14 protein-coding genes are annotated in these 19,014 nt (G+C 61.4%); 6 read left to right on the top strand and 8 right to left on the bottom strand.

The genetic code is table 11. The features are described from left to right. The first annotated feature begins 4 nt into the window (after positions 1-4). Complete coding sequence (glyS, locus tag ABIE33_RS04160) at positions 5-2,170, top strand: glycine--tRNA ligase subunit beta (RefSeq protein ID WP_429121752.1); 2,166 nt, start codon at positions 5-7, stop codon at positions 2,168-2,170. Positions 2,171-2,183: 13 nt separating this feature from the next. Then, entirely contained in the window at positions 2,184-2,687 is a 504-nt protein-coding gene (locus ABIE33_RS04155) for a DUF523 domain-containing protein (RefSeq protein WP_429121749.1), read from the top strand. Positions 2,688-2,830: 143 nt separating this feature from the next. Here ABIE33_RS04155 and ABIE33_RS04150 read toward each other — a convergent pair whose 3' ends face one another. From ABIE33_RS04150 to ABIE33_RS04130, 5 genes are all read right to left on the bottom strand, one after another. After that, the gene (locus ABIE33_RS04150) at positions 2,831-3,283 is read right to left on the bottom strand and encodes a plant virulence effector HPE1-like domain-containing protein (protein WP_429121747.1); all 453 of its coding nucleotides are present in this window, start codon (positions 3,281-3,283) and stop codon (positions 2,831-2,833) included. 208 nt (positions 3,284-3,491) lie between these two features. Continuing rightward, complete coding sequence (gene purD / locus ABIE33_RS04145) at positions 3,492-4,763, bottom strand: phosphoribosylamine--glycine ligase (protein ID WP_429121744.1); 1,272 nt, start codon at positions 4,761-4,763, stop codon at positions 3,492-3,494. Between the two features lie 150 nt (positions 4,764-4,913). Further along, a complete protein-coding gene (locus ABIE33_RS04140; RefSeq protein ID WP_429121741.1) occupies positions 4,914-7,277 on the bottom strand; it encodes a putative bifunctional diguanylate cyclase/phosphodiesterase in 2,364 nt (787 codons plus the stop codon). Further along, positions 7,274-8,314: a polyamine ABC transporter substrate-binding protein gene (locus ABIE33_RS04135; RefSeq protein WP_429121738.1), complete on the bottom strand. Its 1,041-nt coding sequence runs from the start codon at positions 8,312-8,314 to the stop codon at positions 7,274-7,276. The genes ABIE33_RS04140 and ABIE33_RS04135 overlap by 4 nt, the downstream gene beginning before the upstream one ends. 171 nt (positions 8,315-8,485) lie before the next feature. Then, positions 8,486-9,685: an MFS transporter gene (locus ABIE33_RS04130; protein WP_429121735.1), complete on the bottom strand. Its 1,200-nt coding sequence runs from the start codon at positions 9,683-9,685 to the stop codon at positions 8,486-8,488. Between the two features lie 107 nt (positions 9,686-9,792). On the opposite strand from ABIE33_RS04130, the gene ABIE33_RS04125 reads away from it, so the two are divergent. The 3 genes from ABIE33_RS04125 to ubiA all read left to right on the top strand — a co-directional run bounded on the left by ABIE33_RS04125 (position 9,793) and on the right by ubiA (position 12,616). Then, on the top strand, positions 9,793-10,608 hold the full coding sequence (locus tag ABIE33_RS04125; RefSeq protein WP_429121732.1) for an AraC family transcriptional regulator: 816 nt from the start codon (positions 9,793-9,795) through the stop codon (positions 10,606-10,608). Positions 10,609-10,774: 166 nt separating this feature from the next. Further along, positions 10,775-11,581, top strand: coding sequence for a MipA/OmpV family protein (locus ABIE33_RS04120; protein ID WP_429121729.1), 807 nt, complete (start codon positions 10,775-10,777; stop codon positions 11,579-11,581). Positions 11,582-11,656: 75 nt separating this feature from the next. Next, entirely contained in the window at positions 11,657-12,616 is a 960-nt protein-coding gene (gene ubiA / locus ABIE33_RS04115) for a 4-hydroxybenzoate octaprenyltransferase (protein WP_429121727.1), read from the top strand. A gap of 477 nt (positions 12,617-13,093) precedes the next feature. On the opposite strand, the gene ABIE33_RS04110 is transcribed toward ubiA, so the two are convergent. After that, positions 13,094-13,660 (bottom strand): DUF6101 family protein, encoded by a 567-nt coding sequence (locus ABIE33_RS04110; protein WP_429121725.1) that lies wholly within the window; start codon positions 13,658-13,660, stop codon positions 13,094-13,096. Between the two features lie 289 nt (positions 13,661-13,949). Here ABIE33_RS04110 and ABIE33_RS04105 point away from each other — a divergent pair, with 289 nt between their 5' ends. Then, positions 13,950-16,436: a DUF1217 domain-containing protein gene (locus ABIE33_RS04105; RefSeq protein WP_429121722.1), complete on the top strand. Its 2,487-nt coding sequence runs from the start codon at positions 13,950-13,952 to the stop codon at positions 16,434-16,436. A gap of 48 nt (positions 16,437-16,484) precedes the next feature. On the opposite strand, the gene ABIE33_RS04100 is transcribed toward ABIE33_RS04105, so the two are convergent. After that, positions 16,485-17,918 (bottom strand): FAD-binding oxidoreductase, encoded by a 1,434-nt coding sequence (locus tag ABIE33_RS04100; protein WP_429121720.1) that lies wholly within the window; start codon positions 17,916-17,918, stop codon positions 16,485-16,487. 47 nt (positions 17,919-17,965) lie between these two features. Continuing rightward, a complete protein-coding gene (locus tag ABIE33_RS04095; protein WP_429121718.1) occupies positions 17,966-18,940 on the bottom strand; it encodes an L-threonylcarbamoyladenylate synthase in 975 nt (324 codons plus the stop codon). Positions 18,941-19,014: the final 74 nt, after the last annotated feature.

Below are 19,014 nucleotides of genomic sequence, written 5' to 3'. Positions count from 1 at the left end.
TCCCATGCCCGATCTTCTTATCGAACTCCGCTCCGAGGAAATTCCTGCCCGATTGCAGCGCAAGGCGGCCGGCGACCTCAAGAAGCTGCTGACCGACGCATTGGTGGAAGCGGGTTTGACCTATGAGGGTGCACGCGAATACTGGACGCCGCGCCGGCTGACGCTTGACATCCGTGGCCTCAATGCCCGGTCCGCCGATGTGCGCGAAGACCGCAAGGGTCCGCGCACCGACGCCAACGAAAAGGCGATCGAAGGCTTTCTGCGCGGCGCCGGCCTTTCCTCGATCAGCGAGGCGCATGTCCATAGCGATCCGAAGAAGGGTGATTTCTACGTCGCCCATATCGTCAAGCCGGGCCGTCCGGCCGAAGAGCTCGTCGCCGAGGCGATGCCCGAAATCATCCGCAACTTTCCCTGGCCGAAGCCGATGCGTTCCGGTGCCGCCTCGGCCAAGCCGGGCGCCTTGCGCTGGGTTCGCCCGCTGCAGTCGATTGTCTGCACCTTCGGCTCGGAAACCGACGAAACCCATGCGATCCCCTTTGAGGTGGACGGCATCGTCGCTTCCAACGTCACCTACGGCCATCGCTTCCACGCGCCCGAAGCGATCACCGTGCGCCGCTTCGCCGACTATGCCGAGAAGCTGGAGCGGGCGAAGGTCGTGCTCGACGGCGAACGCCGCAAGCAGATGATCTCGGCGGACGCACATAATATCGCCTTTGCCAACGGCCTCGAACTCGTCGAGGACGAAGGCCTGCTCGAGGAGGTCTCCGGCCTCGTCGAATGGCCGCAGGTGCTGATGGGAAGCTTTGAAGAGAGCTATCTCGAAATCCCGTCGGAAATCATCCGGCTGACGATCAAGACCAACCAGAAGTGTTTCGTGACCCGCGCGCCAGGTGCGGAAACGCTCTCCAACAAATTCATCCTCGTCTCCAACATCGAAGCGAAGGACGGCGGTAAGGAGATCGTGCACGGCAACGGCAAGGTCGTGCGCGCCCGCCTGTCGGACGCCGCGCACTTCTGGCACCGCGACCAGGGCAACCTGCCGGATCTCGAAACATTGAAGCCGTCGGCCGAAAAATTCGCTCTCGATCTCAACAAGCCGCTCGACCAGCGCATGGCGAAGCTCGATGCGCTGAACGTCACCTTCCATGCCAAGCTCGGCACGCAGGGCGAGCGTGTTGCGCGCATCCGCGCGCTTGCCGCCGAACTGGCCAAGGTGACCGGCGCCGACCCCAGGTTGGTCGATCGTGCCGTGGTGCTGGCAAAGGCCGATCTGCGCACCGAAGCCGTCGGCGAGTTCCCCGAACTTCAGGGCATCATGGGCCGCAAATATGCGCTGCTCCAGGGCGAGGACAACTCAGTGGCGACGGCGATCGAAGATCACTGGAAGCCGAATGGCCCTTCGGATCGCGCGCCGACCGACGCCGTTGCCGTAACCGTAGCGCTTGCCGACAAGCTCGACACGCTCGTCGGTTTCTGGGCGATCGACGAAAAGCCGACCGGCTCTAAGGACCCCTATGCCCTGCGCCGTGCCGCTCTCGGCGTCATCCGCCTCATCCTTGAAGGCAAGGCGCGACTGCCGCTCACGCCGTTCTTCGAGATCGCGCTCACCGCTCTTAGGGCGCAGAAGCCGGCGCTGACGAGCGATGTCTCGGCAGACCTGCTCTCCTTCTTCCATGATCGTCTCAAGGTCTATCTGCGCGATCTCGGCGCCCGCCACGACCTGATCGATGCGGTATTGACGTCGGATGCAGACGATCTCCTGATGATCGCCCGCCGCGTCGAGGCGCTGACCGCCTTCATCACCGACGAAGAGGGCAAGAACCTGCTCGCCGGTACCAAACGCGCGACGCAGATCCTCGCGGCGGAAGAGAAGAAGGGCACGGCCGTGGCCGACGCTGTCGACGCTGGCCTCTTGCGTCTCGATGCCGAAAAAGCGTTGCACGCCGCGGTTCAGCTCGGCTCCGGCGAGGCAAGCGAGGCGATCGCCAAGGAAGACTTCCGCTCCGCCATGCAGGCCCTGTCGAAGCTGCGCGAACCGGTCGACCAGTTCTTCAACGACGTTCTCGTCAATGACGATGACGTGTCGATCCGGGCAAACCGACTGGCGCTGCTCGGTCTCATCCGTTCGGCGACCGGCACGGTTGCCGATTTCTCCAAGATCGCGGGATGACGGGGAGGGGCGCATGACGGCGAAGATCCTCGTCAGCGCCTGCCTCATGGGCCATGCGGTGCGCTACGATGGCGCGTCGAAGCCGCTCATCCATCCGGCCATCGACCGCTGGCGCCAAGAGGGCCGGCTCGTCACCATCTGTCCTGAAATGTCAGCCGGCATGCCGGTCCCACGTCCGCCGGCCGAGATCGCGTCCGGCATGTCCGGCACTGACGTGCTCGATGGCGGGGCAACTGTCGTTGAAAACACCGGCCGCAATGTCACCGGCGAATTCCTGGACGCCGCTGAAAATGCGCTGGCGCTCGCGCGCGAAACGGACTGTCGTTTCGCGCTGTTGATCGACGGCAGCCCGTCCTGCGGATCGGGTTTCGTCTACGACGGCACGTTTTCCGGCGCACGCCGTGCGGGGCAGGGGGTTACGGCTGCGCTGCTCGCAAGGAACGGCATCGAGGTTTATTCCGACAGGGAGATCGAAGCGTTGATCGAGCGGATCGATGGCCCACGTGAGACCAGATAAAAAGCCCAAACAAAAGGCAAGATAAAAAGATTGCGCCCCTGCTTCTCTCAGGGGCGCAATCTCTCGCTGTTTCAGCGAATTTGCCCGTCAGCCTTGAATGCAGGGGCGGCTGACTGGGGCAGGGAACTTTCCCGATTAGGCAATCAGTTTAACCGAAGTTCGAGAGCCGACGGATCAAATTGCCGTGAGCTTTCGGCCGCCATCGATGCCGCGATGGCCTGTTCTGGCTGCGTGATGGTCTGAACCGCCGCAGTGGTGGCCATATCAACCTGTTCGGTTCCGCTCGCGGCTGCCTTGAGGATGTCCTCAGATGGTTTGCTGACGAAAACAACGGGCGAGCCGCCGAGCCAGGCTTCGGTGCGCACGAGTTTCATCTCGCCGTTGATCTGCTTGAGCTCGACCTTCTCGCTGCCGTTCTCGATCTCCGGCACCACATAGGTGACCTTCTTCTTGATCTGCAGCGGCGGGCATTGTGCGCAGGAGACGGACGCCACGCTGGAATTGACCGCATCCCCGGAGACGACGGCTTCGATCGACGATGCCCAGGCGCTGCCTGCAGCAAGTGCAACGGCGGTGGTGATCAGCAACAGGCGCATCGATCTTCTCCCCAGATTGTTCTACAGCGCCGCGCGTCTTATCAGACGCGCAAAGGTCGCTGTAGCACTTTGACGTGCTGCATGTTTTGTCCTGAAATCGGCAATGATTTAAGGAACCATGCAGTGGGCGAGAATATGCGTTCTGTCTTACCTTCCCGTCAGGAGAATTGGTAAAGATTGAATGATCCGGCGCATTTGCCGATGACGATTAGACCTTCTCGCGGGCAACTGCGCGCCAGCCGATATCGTGACGATAGAAGCCGTTGTCCCAGGAAACGCCGTCGACGGCCGAATAGGCGCGGTCCTTGGCAATGCTCGCGCTTCCGCCGATCGCCGTGATGTTCAACACCCGCCCGCCCGTGGCCACCAGGCTGCCGTCCTTCATCGCTGTGCCGGCATGAAACACCTTGGTCTCAGGCGAGGCTGCCGGAAGTGCTGCTATGGGCGTGTTCTTGTCGTAATTACCTGGATAGCCCTTCGATGCCATGACGACGGTCAGTGCCGTCTCGTCGCGCCATTCGGCTTCCATGCCCGCAAGCGTGCCCGTCGCGGCAGCATAGAGCAGCGGCAAGAGGTCGCTCTTCATGCGCATCATCAGCACCTGGCATTCCGGGTCGCCGAAACGCACGTTGTATTCGATCAGTTCCGGCCCCTTGGCCGTGATCATCAGCCCGGCGAAGAACACGCCGGAGAAGGGATGTCCGCTCTCCGCCATGCCGCGCATGGTCGGCTCGATGATCTCCTTCATCGTGCGCTCGGTCATCTCGGGTGTCATCACAGGTGCTGGCGAATAGGCGCCCATGCCGCCGGTGTTCGGGCCGGTGTCGCCGTCGCCGACGCGCTTGTGATCCTGCGCCGAGGCGAGCGCGAGCGCGGTCTTGCCGTCGCTGAGGCAGAAGAAGCTTGCCTCCTCGCCGTCGAGATAAGCCTCTACCACCACTTCCGCGCCGGCCGCGCCGAAGGCGCCGTCGAAACAGTCGTCAATAGCAACGAGCGCTTCGTCGAGTTCCATGGCGACGGTCACGCCCTTGCCGGCGGCAAGTCCGTCCGCCTTGATGACGATCGGCGCGCCCTGGTCGCGCACATAGGTCTTGGCGGCTTCCGCATCGGTGAAGCGACCGTAGGCGCCGGTCGGGATATCGTATCTGGCGCAGAGGTCCTTGGTGAAACCCTTGGACCCTTCGAGCTGGGCCGCAGCAGCGGAAGGGCCGAAGACGGCGATACCGGCAGAGCGCAGCACGTCGGCGAGGCCGGCCACGAGCGGACCTTCCGGTCCGACCACGACGAAATCGATCGCCTCTTTCAGGCAGAAATCAACGACCGCAGCATGGTTGTCGGTGTCGAGCGCAACGAGGGTCGCTTCCTCGGCAATGCCCGGATTGCCGGGTGCGGCATAGAGCCTGGTCAATTTCGGCGACTGCGCGATCTTCCATGCCAGCGCATGTTCGCGTCCACCCGATCCGATCAGAAGAACCTTCATTGCCTGCCCCCGACATGCCGAAATTGTTGCGTTGCGGTTAAGGCGAGGCGGCTGTCAGGTCAAGGGGGCAGGGGGTCGTGAGGCACGATTCCCGCTGTTGAAGGCATCCCATCTCTCAGGTGCTGGAACGTGGGAGCACCGATCACGCGATTAGGCGATTGCCTGCTGGTTCTTGCGATCACCCTGCTCATTGCCGTAGCGGGCAGTGCGCGTCAGCGCCCAGATGCCGAGATCCTCGAGCGGTAGCGGCTTGCTGATGAGGTAGCCCTGGAAGAGATCGCAGCCTGCGGCGGTCAGCATCGAGAGCTTCTCTGGCGTGTCGACGCCTTCCCCGACCACGGCAACGTCCTTGGCGTGGCACAGCGCGATCAACGCCTTCAGCACCGGCAGCGATTGCGATGCCGTGAGGTTCGAGACGAGCGCCCGGTCGAGTTTGATCGTATCGGCGGTGTATTCGATGATCTGCTGGACCGAGGTATAGCCTGCTCCGAAATCGTCGATCGACAGGCGGAAGCCCTTACTGCGAAGCTCGTCGATGTTGCGGCGGAGTTGGTCGCTGAACTTGACTGCGAAAGTCTCGGTCAGCTCGATTTCGATGGATTGCGGCTGCAGCCCATGGCGGTTGAGGCAATCGGAGAAATAATCGGCAATCGCCTTGGAATGCAGTTCGGCGGAGGAAATATTGATCGCCAGGATCGTATCGGGGCCAAACAGCGCTTTCAGCTGCCGGCAGTCGGACATTGCCTGGTTGATCACCCACCAGTCGATCTTGGTAAAGAGGCCGGAGCTTTCGGCGATCGGCACGAATTCGTCCGGCGTCACGTTGCCGAGTACCGGCGAGTACCAGCGCAGCAGCGCTTCGCAGCCCGTCACTCGCCCGTCGGTGCCGACGATCGGCATGTAGACCAGATGGAATTGTTCGTCCGGATCGAGCGAGCGCAACTCGTCCTGGATCTGGCGCAGGCGCGTGCGTTTGTCGTGCAGGGCGCGCGAGAACCGGGAAGAGCGGTTCTTGCCACTGGTCTTTGCCTGATACATCGCCGCGTCCGCATTCGAAATCAGCTCGGCAAGATTGGTTGCGTCATCCGGGCAGATGGCGGCGCCAATGCTGGCGGTGACCGGATAGCTCTTGCCGGAGACTTCGAAACCATCTTCGAACAGCCCCAGGATGGCGGCGGAGACTTCCCGCACGGTGCCGTCGCCCGGTCGAGAGCGGACCAGCACCGCGAATTCGTCGCCCGAGAGCCGCGCCAGGATCGCCGGCTTCTGGCCGCGTCGCTCAGTGATCGCTTCGACATTCTCGGCGATGCGCGTTGCCAGGGTTTTCAGGAGTTCGTCGCCGATCTCATGGCCGTGCTTGTCATTGACGAACTTGAAGTTGTCGATGTCGATAAACAGCAGGCTGCATTTTTCGCCTGAGACAATGGCCTCACGAACGATGCCCGCGGCAACGGCGTTGAAATGACCGCGATTGCTGATGCCGGTCAGCGTGTCTGTCCAGGAGCTGCGCTGCACCAGCTTGAGCGATTGTTCGGACTGGCGATGCAGCTCTCTGATGTTTTCGGTCAGTCGCCCGATCTCGCCCTTCTCGTCCATGTTGCGGATCTCGTCATGGGCGCCAACCATGACGGCCATGACGTTGGCGTCGAGGGTGGCGATCGGGTCGGTGATGAAGCGCCGGATGAGAACGATGATCAGCCAGATCGAAAACAGGCTCATGGCCACGGCGCCAAGCGCCAGCAGCAGTTTTTGTTGTGCCATCAGCCGGTCGAAATGATTGTCCGAAACCGTCAGCGTCGCATAAAGCGACGGCCCGAGATGCACGCTTGCCGAAAGGTCGTCGGTGACCGCCAGCGGCCATGGCTGAAGCACGACGTCGGCGCCGTATTCCTGTTTCAAGGTCTCCTGCATGTCGAGGAAACGATCCGGCTGGATCGCCACCTGAACAAGCAGCGCGCCCGATTTCTTGCTCGGCAGCGGCCGCGTGAAGGTAACGGGATCGAGGAAGTAGGAATAGACGATCCGGGCCTTGTGCGCGGCGTCGTAGAGGTAGGTCCAGTCGGCGAGCTTTTCTTCGCGTATCAGTCGCCGTGCCAGGTTGAGTTGCGCCTCGTCGATTTCGGCGAAGGGATCCCAGCTGTTTTCGAAATAGTATTCGGACTGCAGGTTCGATGTCAGGATCGCCAGCGACACGTAGCCCATCGGGTCGTCGGAAAGCGACTTGACGCTTTCCTGCAGCCGGACGCCGAGCGCATTGGCCCGGTAATTCTTGTCGGTTTCCGAGATGTACTGACGCAGCGAATTGCTGTTCAGGAGCGCATTGAGGAAGCCCTTGCTGCGCCCTATCTCGTTCTGGAAGACGGCGGCGGCATGTTCCAGCCGCTGGGACAGCTTGGCATGTTCAAGCGCCCGGATCGAGCGGCTCTGGGTGACATGGACCGAGATCGCCGCCAGCAGATAGCCGGCCAGCACCACGGGAAAGATCAGGATGAGTGCGCGCTTGCCGAGGGTCACTGGAAATTCGCCAATGTGCTGATGATGCGGCGGCGCAGTTGCACCGACGTCGTTGACAGTTCCTGCTGGTACTGACTCTTGGCCAGAATGTCTGGCGACGGGTAGATCGCCTGGTCCGCGCGCATCGCCTCCGGCAACAACGCAAAGGCGGCCTTGCTCGGCGTCGGCATATTGAGCGCTTGCGCGTTTGCGGCGGCACTTCCGGGCGAGCCGATATAGTCGAGGAAGGCGAGCGCTCGCGCCTTGTTTGGCGACTTGGCGACGACCGACATGCAGTCGAGCCAGGAAAGCGTGCCTTCCTTGGGCACGACATAGCGCCAGACGCCCGGTGTACCGGCCTTTTCATTCAGGACATGCTGGTCGCCGCTATAGCCAAGCGCCAAATGGATGTCCTTGCCGATTGCCTGGTTCTGGATCGAGCTGATGACGTATTCGTAGGTCAGAACCGCCGGCGCCTGTTGCTTCATCAGGTTGAAGGCGGTCTTGAGTGTTGCCGGCTCGTTGGTGTTGATCGACTCGCCGAGCAGCATGAGGGGGGCGACGAAGGCCTCGTTGTGATCGTCATACATGGCGACGTGCTTGGTCAGCGCCGGAGCCGGCTGCATCAGGTCGCGCCAGGACGTCGGCGCTTCAGGCAGCATGTCCGACCGATAGAGAATGCCCATCGTGCCCCACAGATAGGGCAGGCCATGGTCCGAGCAGCGCTTTCGCCAGCTTTCGTCATAGTCCCTGAGGGAGGCGACATTGGTTTCGTCGACCGCCTCCAGGACGCCTCTGCGCCCAAAGAGCGCGGCGCCGTTCTCGCCGGTCACGACCAGGTCGACGATGCTGTTTGGGTCGGCGAGCACTTCGTCGCGGGTATCGCCGTTGTCGTAGTAGACCTGATGGATTGCGACGCCGGTAATCGCCGTCCAGCGATCGAGGATCGCCTGATCGATATAGGATTCCCAGATCAGCAGGTTGAGCGTTTCGGCTTGCCCCGCCGTTGCCATGAGCAACGTCGTCAAAAAGGCGGGAATCGCCGATCGCCCTCGCATTGTCTACCCCTGCCCAAGCCCCATCCAGCGACCGTAACGCGCAAAAATTGATGAATGATTACGCAGGGCTGCGGGAAATAGCATGGCTGAAGCAAGGCGTTGTCGGTCAGAAAAAACAGAACGGGCGCCGCGTGGCGGCGCCCGTTGAAAAATGTGCCGTTCGATGTCTGCCTAATGCCGCGCGGGCATCCTCGGCAGAAGGATCGTCAGAATGCCGAGCAGCGGCAGGTAGGAGCAGATGGTATAGACGAATTCGATGCCCTGACGGTCGGCAAAAATGCCGAGAAGGGCTGCACCCATGCCGCCGAACCCGAAGGCAAAGCCGAAGAAGACGCCGGCAATCAACCCCACGCGACCCGGCACCAGTTCCTGCGCGAAAACGACGATCGCCGAAAACGCCGAGGAGAAGATGAAGCCGATGATGATCGACAGCACGCCCGTCCAGAAGAGGTCCGCATAGGGCAGCATCAACGCGAAGGGGATGACGCCGAGGATCGAGAACCAGATGACGAAGCGCGCGCCGTAACGGTCGCCGATCGGACCGCCGAGGAAAGTGCCGGCGGCGGCAGCGCCCAGGAACAGGAACAGCATCAACTGTGCTTCCTGAACGGTGACGCTGAACTTCTCGATGACGAAGAAGGTGAAGTAGCTGGAGATGCTGGCCATGTAGACGTTCTTGGTGGCTGTCAGCAGCACCAGGACGGCAACGGCCCAGATCACGCGGTTCTTCGGCAGCGGCAGCGCGCGGCTCGGTGCCGGCTTGCTCATCGACGAGCGACGGTGGCGCACGTACCAGGTACTGACCCAGGAGAGCACGAAGAAACCGATGATCGCCACGATCGAGAACCAGCTGAGGCTGCCCTGGCCGAAGGGAATGACGATAAAGGCGGCGAGCAGCGGCCCCATGGCGCTGCCGGCATTGCCGCCCACCTGGAACAGCGATTGCGCCAGGCCATGCCGTCCGCCCGAGGCAAGCCGTGCGATACGCGAAGATTCCGGATGGAAGATCGCCGAGCCGACGCCGATCAGGCTTGCAGCCAAAAGCAGCATCGAGAAATCATGGGCGTTGGCGAGCAGGATCAGGCCGGAGCAGGTGGAAAGCATTGCCACTGGCAGCGAATAGGGCAGCGCCCAGCGGTCGGTGATGATGCCGACGGCCGGCTGCAGCATCGACGCGGTCAGCTGGAAGGTAAAGGTCAGAAGCCCGATCTGCACGAAATCGAGCGAATAGTTCGCTTTGAGCAAGGGATAGAGTGCCGTCAGCAGCGACTGCATGATGTCGTTCAGCATGTGGCAGAAGCTGACTGCCAGGATGACGGAAAATGCCGTCTTTTCCGGGGTTATGCCCCCCGTTGAAGTAACCGTTGCCATGGATGTTCCTTGCCGTCTCGATGGTTGTATGCGGCGAGGGATATCTCTACTGATCTTGCTCATGGCCTGCTTTTGTGATGTGGTCGAGTTCTTTCGCGAGTGGGCCAATGCCGATCCATCGAGTAACCTTGCCCGAGCTGCCCGACGCCGACCATTTCAGGAACCTGGACTGGATAGAGGCCGGAAACTCGGCCGTGCTCGCTCTCGGCCGTGATTATGGCGCAGGCCTGACTGTTCCGCTCCACAGCCACACCCGCACGCAATTGTGGTGGGCGCGGCAAGGCGTTGTCCTTGTGCGCACGGCCCACGGGCGCTGGCTCGTCCCGCCGGGACACGCGCTTCTCATCCCCGCGGGGGTCGAGCATTCGACCGAGATGATCAGCGATGTGCGCATGCACTCGATCTATTTCACGCCGTCGCTATTGCGTGCTGAGCGGCCGATGGTGATGGAGATCACCCCGCTTGCGGGCAGCCTGGTCGATGCGCTGGTCAGCGTCGAGAGCGAGACCATGTCGGAACGGCGGGAACAACTGATCATGGATCTCCTGCTCGAAGAGATCGCTCTTCTGCATGAGCGGCCGCTCGGCCTGCCTTTTCCGCGTGAGGAGAAGCTGGCGCTGCTCTGCCGGCAGTTCCTGGAGGCGCCATCGGCAACCGCCAATATCGACCAGTGGGCCGATCGTCTTGGTTTGAGCCGACGGACATTTACGCGACTGTTTCGCAACGAGACAGGGGTCAGTTTCGTCACCTGGCGCCAGCAGGCCTGCATCTTCGCATCGTTGCCGCGCCTTGCGGACGGTGAATCCGTCACCAATGTCGCACTCGATGCCGGCTACGAGAACGTTGCGGCCTTCACCACGATGTTTCGGCGCATGCTTGGAAGCGCACCCAGTCACTACCTGAAAATGTACCAGGGCCGGTAGGAGCCATGGCTGGCATGGCAAACGGGCGCTGAATTGACCTGGTTAACGGAATCGTAGGAACAAGGGGCAATAAGTCGCCCCGTGCCCGTCCAGATTGCGCCACTGTTCCGCGCATGGGGCACGGTTCAAACTTCGCCCCGGCGAATGATTCTTCCGGAGTTGTTCCTTGCGTATCCGTTCTTTTCTTCTCCTTTCTGGAACCCTTTTGTTGTCCGCAGGCACCGCCTCGGCAGGTGACGGCCAGTATTTCTGGTCCGGCGACTGGTACCTGAAGGTCGGTGCGACCGGCTTTCTCGGCCCGAAATACGAAGGCGCTTCCAAGCGCATGTTTCAGGCCGCACCGCTGATATCGCTCGGCAAGGCGGGCAGCACCGTCCGCTTCTCGTCGCGCAACGACAATATGTCTTATGCGCTGCTGGACCAGGGCGGCTTCCGCGCCGGTGTCGCCGGCAAGCTGATCTTCGAACGCGACGAAGATACATCGAGCGATCTTAGGGGGCTCGATCCCGTCAAGTTCGGCGGAGAGCTCGGCGGTTTCGCCGAGGTCTATCCGACCGATTGGTTGCGCGTACGCGCGGAAGTCCGCCAGGGTATTCGCAGCCACCACGGTCTTGTTGCCGATGTCACCGCCGACGCCTTTACCGACATCAGCAGCAATGTGCGCATTTCCGCCGGTCCGCGTATGACGGCCGCCACCAGCGACTATTTCGACGCCTATTATGGTGTGAACGATGCCGAATCGGCAGCATCAGGCCTCAGCACCTACAATCCGCATGGCGGCATTCATTCCGCCGGCGTCGGTGCTGCGATCAACTGGCAGGCAACGGAAAAACTCGAAACCGGCGCCTATGCCGAATATCGACGCCTGATGGGCTCGGCCGCCGACTCCAGCCTCGTGCGTGAGCGCGGCAGCCGCAACCAGTTCCTCGTCGGCCTGTCGGCCACCTACCGCTTCGACTTCACGCTTCCCTGAACGGTGGCGCCAAGCGTCGGGGTGGTGCGGCATCGAACCGCTTGACCGTCCCGGCGTGTGGCGTCAAACAGGGGCATGAACACGTCCTCCGCCGATTCCGGGCGCGTCCACGACGCGCCGTCGAACAACTGGGTCTATCGCGTGCTGCCGCGCGCGCTCTGGCCCTATGCGCAGCTTGCCCGCTGGGACCGCCCGATCGGCTGGCAATTGCTGATGTGGCCATGCCTGTGGTCGGTCGCCCTGGCTGCAGGCACGGGGGCGGCGGCGGGACAATTCTCGCTCGGCCGGTTCGTTCTTCACAGTTTCCTGTTCATCGCCGGCGCCATTGCCATGCGTGGCGCTGGCTGCACCTTCAATGATATCGTCGACCACGACATTGACATGGAAGTGGCGCGAACGCGCTCGCGGCCCTTGCCATCCGGTCGCGTCTCCCGCTTTCAGGCAAAGGCCTTCATGGTGCTGCAGGCGCTCGTCGGGCTGGTGATCCTCCTGCAGTTCAATGCCTTCACCATTTTGCTCGGCATTCTGTCGCTGGGGCTTGTCGCAATCTACCCCTTCGCCAAGCGCTTTACCGACTGGCCGCAGTTCTTCCTCGGTCTCGCATTTTCCTGGGGGGCGATCATGGGCTGGTCGGCCGAGTTCGGGACGCTTTCGTTCGCAGCGGTGCTGCTCTACGGCGCGGCGATCGCCTGGACGATCGGTTACGACACCATCTACGCCTATCAGGACAGGGAGGATGACGAACTTATCGGCGTCCGGTCGACGGCTCGCCGCTTCGGCGATAATCCACGTCCCTGGCTGATCGGGCTCTATGGGCTGGCCATTGTGCTGATGCTGCTGGCGTTTCTCGCCGCAGGAGCCGGGCCGTTTGCCTATCTCGGTTTGCTCGTCGCGTCGGTTCTGCTGATCTATCAGATCCTGGTGCTGAACATTCACGACCCGTTGCAATGCCGGGCATTGTTCGAGTTCAACGGTGTCGTGGGGCTGATCATCTTCGCCGGGCTCGTCGCCGCCCTTTTCGTTCGGCTGATATGAAAAATCCTCCGGCTTGGCGGAGGATCGGGCAGCTTATCCAAATCCCTTGATACACGTCTTCGGAGTTTTCGAAGACGTCGGCAAGAGCCGAACGAGTCAGGCCCAGCTGACTTCCGTCACCGCCTTGCGCTTCTTCGCCTCGGTGCGCGCACGGAAAATCGCAAGGATTGCGTCAATGGTGGCGGCGAGGGACTTGCGCATCGGGTATCTCCTTCTTTCGTGACCTTGGCTATGAGCCGGATATGGCACGAAGAAGGCGAGGCGGCTGTTTCCGAAGGAACACCGCGATTTGGCCGTGAACGGTTCGACGTTGCAGCGCCGCGCGTCAAATATGACGCGCTAAGGACGCTGTAGCACTTTGGACTTACGGCATAATTCCTCAAATCGAATCCGATTTGAGGAATTATGCAGTAGCCGCACACAAAAAACCGGCCGCAGGGAACGGCCGGCTTTTGCACTGGAGGTTTTCGGTTAACCTTAGCTGCGGGCGATGATTTCGCGCCCGTCGATTTTCATGTGGACGCCAAGCCGGCCGGTGGAGCGGCGCACGAGGAAGCGCGGCCTGCGGTCGGCAAAGAAGGAGTGGCGGCGCCGCGGCTTGAGTGGAGCGGTGCGAACCTCGCCGAGATGCTCTTCGAGGGCACGAGCGACGCCATCGGCTTCGACCATCAGCATCGGAATGCGATAGGCTTCGGCCCAGGCGCGCCAGTCAGCGGCGATGTCGGAAAGATCATGTGCAACGAGCAGCGGAACACAAAGGTCCGGATCGTCATGATGAAGTTCAAGCGTCACTGTAACGTCTCCGTCGCCGTGGTCGATCGCGCGTGCCGCGACCCCTTTGAATGCCCGCGCCGGCAGTGCGATCGAAAGCGGCAGGCCGCTTGATGGTAGCACCTTGCGCAGAACCGCGCCACGCTCGTCCAGGCTGATCGTGACATTGCCTGTGTGGCCACGCAGGACGTAGCTTGCCTGCTGAGGAAAACGCTTCGGGTCGAGCCGGAGCGTGTTTTCGACCCATGCGGGTTGAGAGAGTGTATTGCGCATTTCAATCGCCCTTGTTTTTCCTTGAGAGCCGATTTCCGGTCTTCTCTTCGGGACTTTTCGTCCTCTATGGCTGGAGAATAGGCGGCTCCCCTTCCGGTCGACTTAAAAATCGCGGTTAAGAAAACTTTGCGTTTTTCGATGGTTAGCAAAAGCCGAGCGGTCAAGGTTTCCATTTCGTCAACGCGGCGGCTCGCATTTTTGGCAATGGCCTGGTCGCGGCCGGCGAAAAGCCACACACAAGCCTGTCGTGCAATCGTGCCGTGTCAGAATTCTGTTTCGGGGGATTGGTGTGACCCGCCCCTGGGTAAGCGACGGGGCAGCAGGCATGGTTTCGACCTATCTCAACTACAGCCGGATCACGAGCGACTTGAGGACCAGCCTCGATCGTGTTGCCGACCGGCCGCTGGTCGCGCGCGAGGCCCAGTACTACAAGGAAAATATCGGCAACGTGAAAACGGTCGACGAATTCCTCGACGATTACCGGCTCTATTCCTATGCCATGAAGGCGCATGGTCTCGAAGACATGACCTATGCCAAGGCCTTCATGCGCAAGGTGCTTGAAAGCGATCTCAAGGATAGCAACAGCTTTGCCAAACGCCTCACGGACGACCGCTACAGCAACTTTGCAGAAGCGTTCAGCTTCAGCACATCGTCGGCCGCGGCACAGACGACGGCGCAGCAGGACGCACTGATCGGTCTCTATAACGAACGGGTCGCCAATCTCGACACTGTTCTCAAAGGAGACAACACCTATTTCAACGCGGCCATGGATCTTGTCACCAACGTCGATCAGTTCCTCGGAAATGAACGGTTGCGTTCCTATGCCTTCGGCATCTTCGGCATCGACACGCGCAACTATTCCTATGATCAGGTGCGGTACGCGCTGACCGCCGAGCCGGCGGATCTGGCCAACTCCCAGACCGCGGCGCAGACCCGACGCACCGAAGTCGTGAAGACACTGAACGATTTTGAGACGCGCACGACTGCGATGAGCGACAACAGCAGGCTGATTTCAGAGCTCGCCGAGGCGCCGAGTGCCGACAAGCCGGCGATACAGGCGAAAATCGACGCCAACAACGCCACCATCGCCGACCTCAACACCAAGCTGCCGCCGGTCGGTAACGAGTCGACCGCATTGATGAACCAGCTTTCGACCGAGGCGAGCATGCTGAATAGGCAGATCAGCATGCTCGACGCCTATCGGCAACTGAACGGCGCCTTCAACTTCGAAGCCGATGGCAGCGTGGCCGCGGGCGGCAAGGCGATCACCGACGAAAAGAAGAAGATGCTGAATGAGGCCTATATCTTCAGCAGCCCTCGGCTGACCCCATCGGGAGCCATCCTTAACCGGGATTACTTCGAGCAGAAGATCGGTTCGATCACGACCGTTGCGGAGCTTGTGGCCGACCCGCGCATCGCAGAATACGTCAGAATAGGGTTCGGCTTGCCCACCACTACCGTGAGTGCGACGATCGAGAACATTCTCACCAGCGACATCAACGACCCGAACAGTTACGTCAACAAGTTCGGCGGTGAATACAACAAGGCCTACAAGGCTCTGCATGCGGCGTTCAATTTCCAGCCGGACGGGACGCTGCCGGCGGGCACCAAGGCACAGACGAGCGAACAGACCAATACCACCACCAGTGGCTACATGGTCCACTACAACGACGCTGACGATGCTGCAGACGAGGGCAAGATCAGCCGCTACAAGCTCTTGGTCAAGACCATGAGCACGGTCGATGATCTGGTCGGCAACAGCGAACTGCGGTCTTTCGTGCTCAGCGCCTTTGGCCTCGAAAACGAAGACCTGACACCGCGCAAGCTGAAGCAGATTCTGACCAGTAATCTCAACAATCCGACGAGCTACGCCAATTCGCTGCGTGACGAACGCTATATCAAGCTGGTGAAGGCTTTCAATTTCAATCCGGACGGTACGCTTGGCTCACCCAAGCTGGCACAGAACGAGGCAGACATCGTCAACACGGCCAAGGCCTACATCGTCGAGAAATCGCGCTTCGGCACGGAGGACGAAAAGAAGGCTGCCAAGACGAAGGCGGAAGAGGAAAGCAAGTACTATACGACGCAGATCCAGAAGATCGAGACGCTTGACAATTTCCTCAAGGACAAGCGCCTCGTCGATGTCGTGCTGATCGGCGCCGGCATTGACCCGGAGGGCGTCAAAACCGACTACCTCAAGCAGATGTTCACGTCCGACCTCAACGATCGCAAGAGCTTCATCAACACCGATCCGAACGGCTTGAAGTATCGGGAGATCGTTTCCGCCTTCAATTTCGACAAGGACGGAAAGATAGTCTCAGGCGAAGCCGGGCAGATACAGACGCGGCGTGGGCTCACCATGACCTTCGACCTCTACCTGAACCAGACGCTTGAGGAGAGCGAAGGCGAGGACAATGCCGGTGTTCGCCTGGCGCTTTATTTCAAGCGCAAGGCGCCGGAGATCACCACGCCCTATGACCTGCTCGCCGACAACGCGCTGATGCAGGTCGTTCGCACCGCCTACAGCATGCCCGAGGGCCTGTCGAGCGCCAAGATCGAGACGCAGGCCGCTTACATCGAGCGTCTGATGGACATCAAGGATCTTCAGGATCCCGAGGAGCTTGAGAAGCTGATGAAGCGCTTTACGGCGCTTTATGACGTCGAGAACAACACGGACGTCAATCCGGGGCTTGCCATTCTGACGGGCGGCAGCGGCGGTGGCATCAGTGCCGACGCATTGTTCTCGCTTGCCCAGCTGAGAGCCGGCGGCCGGTAAACCCCGCGCTGCTCGCGCGTGTCGCGATCCCTTTTTCCTGGAAACGCGCTAACGCGCCCGCAAGACTTTGTCGGGATTCATGATGCCTGCCGGGTCGAAGGCGAGCTTGATGCGACGCATCAGCTCGATTTCGATCTCGGGGCGGACCTCGGCGAGCTCGTCGCGCTTCAACTGCCCGATGCCGTGTTCGGCCGAGATCGAGCCGTTGTACTTCGCGACGATGCCATGAACGATGGCGTTCATTTCCCGCCAGCGATCGAGAAAGGCCTGTTTGTCGGCGCCGACGGGCTGGGAAATATTGTAGTGAATGTTGCCGTCGCCCATATGGCCGAACGAGCAGATCCGCGCGCCTGGCATTGCCCGCATGACCGCCGCATCGGCTTCTTTCATGAAGGCGGGAATGCTCGAAACGGGGACGGACACGTCGTGCTTGATCGAGCCGCCTTCCGGCTTCTGCGCTGGCGACATGCTTTCGCGCATGTGCCACAGCGCCTTGCGCTGTTCTTCGCTGGTCGCAATCACTGCGTTCTCGACCAGGTCGGCGACGATGCCCTGCTCCAGTAGCTCATGCACCATGCGTTCGGCACTTTCGGCGGAATCGGAGGTGGAAATGTCGATGAGCACATACCACCGGTGAACGGTTTCCATCGGATCGCGCACGCCAGGAATATGCCTTGTCGTGAACTCCACCCCAAGGCGCGGCATCAGTTCGAAACCGGTAAGCGCGGACCCGCAGAGGCTTGACGCCTTGTCGAACAGGGCAAGCGCATGCTCAACGCTGCCGACGCCGGCAAAGGCCACCTGGTGGCCAAGCGGCTTCGGAAACATCTTGAGCACCGCGCCAGTGATGACGCCGAGCGTGCCTTCCGCACCGATGAACAGGTCGCGCAGGTCGTAGCCCGTATTGTCTTTCTTCAGCCGGCGTAAGCCGTCCCAGATCTCGCCCGTTGGCAGCACCACTTCGAGGCCGAGGCAAAGCTGGCGCATGTTGCCATAGGCAAGCACCGCCGTGCCGCCGGCATTGGTCGAGAGGTTGCCGCCGATGCGGGCCGAGCCTTCCGACCCCAGCGACAGCGGAAACAGCCGATCGTTATCGTCGGCCGCTTTCTGGATGTCGGCAAGGATGCAGCCGGCGTCGGCAACGATGACATTGCCGACAGGGTCGATGTCACGAATTCGGTTCAGTCGCTGCAGCGACAGGACGATATCGGCCTTGCCCTCGCGCGGGATCTGACCGGCCACATGGCCGGTGTTGCCGCCCTGCGGAACGATCGCCGTCCGGGTCGCGCTTGCAAGCTTCATGATGCGCGACACTTCCTCGACCGAACCGGGGCGAAGCACCATCGGCGTAGTTCCTTTGTAGAGCCCGCGGGATTCGACGAGGTACGGGGCAATGTCCGTGGGGTTCGTCAGTGCATTGGCGCTGCCGACGATGTCGATGAAGGAGGCGATCAGTTCGGGAGAGGGGATCGTCGTGGTCATGGCCCTGCCTTCGCAAATGCGCCCGCCGGCGCTTCAGTGTCTGTCGGTCAGTCTCTGGGGGCTGCAGCGCGCTGCAGCCGGTCGAGGATCGCCTCGCCCAACCCTTCCGAAGGGATGGGGCCGAAGGCGATGGTTGCGGCGCTGCTGGCATCCGCCCTCTTCATATAGTCGAACAGATTTGCAGCCGCCTCCCGCAGGCTGCCTGCCGGGCTGAGGTCGAGCACGATCGCGGCGTGCTCTTCGCCGGGCAGCGACGCATTGCCGAAGCGGATCAGGGCTTCTCCCGGGCGCACGTCCGCGGCATCGAGCCGGACCGCGGCGCCCGGTGCGTAGTGAGAGGCGAGCATGCCCGGGGCCTCGATCGTTGCTCCGGCGCTTTCGGGCCTCGAGACGGCAAGGCCGGTCAGTCTTTCGATTTCGAGGACGTCGAGACCGCCCGGACGCAGCAGACGCAGCGCGCCATCCTCGACCTTGATGATCGTCGATTCAAGCCCGATCTCCGCCGAACCGGCGTCGAGAATGAGCTTGAGGCGCGGCCCGAGATCGGCTTCCACGTGGGCAGCGCTTGTCGGGCTGATCTTGCCCGAAGTATTGGCGCTCGGGGCGGCGAGCGGGCCGCCGAAGCGGGCAATCACACGACGTGAGAAACCATCAGGCATGCGGATGCCGAGCGTGTCGAGGCCGGCCGAGGCGAGTGCATGCACGGTGCTTGTCGTGCGCTGGGGCAGGATCAACGTCAGCGGGCCGGGCCAGAAGGCCTCGGCCAGGCGCCGCGACAACGGATCGAATGTCACGTGGGCTTCGGCCATCGCCATGTCGGACACATGCGATATCAGCGGGTTGAAGCGTGGACGCCCCTTCATTTCATAGATGCGGCTGATCGCACCCGGATTGGTGGCATCCGCTGCCAGGCCGTAGACCGTTTCGGTGGGGATGGCGACGGGCTCACCTTCGGCAAGCACCGCACAAGCGCGCTCGATCGCCCGTTCCGGCTCGGTCCGTGTATCGATGATTTCGGCCATGTCGCTTCCGTTTCCCTTTCCCTTTCCGAGGCTTCCTTAAAGGAGCCACGGCGAAAACAGAACGATTTTCTTCA

It is taken from the genome of Ensifer sp. 4252 (assembly GCF_050434565.1).
In the GTDB taxonomy this organism is placed as follows: domain Bacteria; phylum Pseudomonadota; class Alphaproteobacteria; order Rhizobiales; family Rhizobiaceae; genus Ensifer.
The sequence above is the reverse complement of the archived record's forward strand: the minus strand, read 5'-3'. Positions and strand labels throughout refer to the sequence as shown.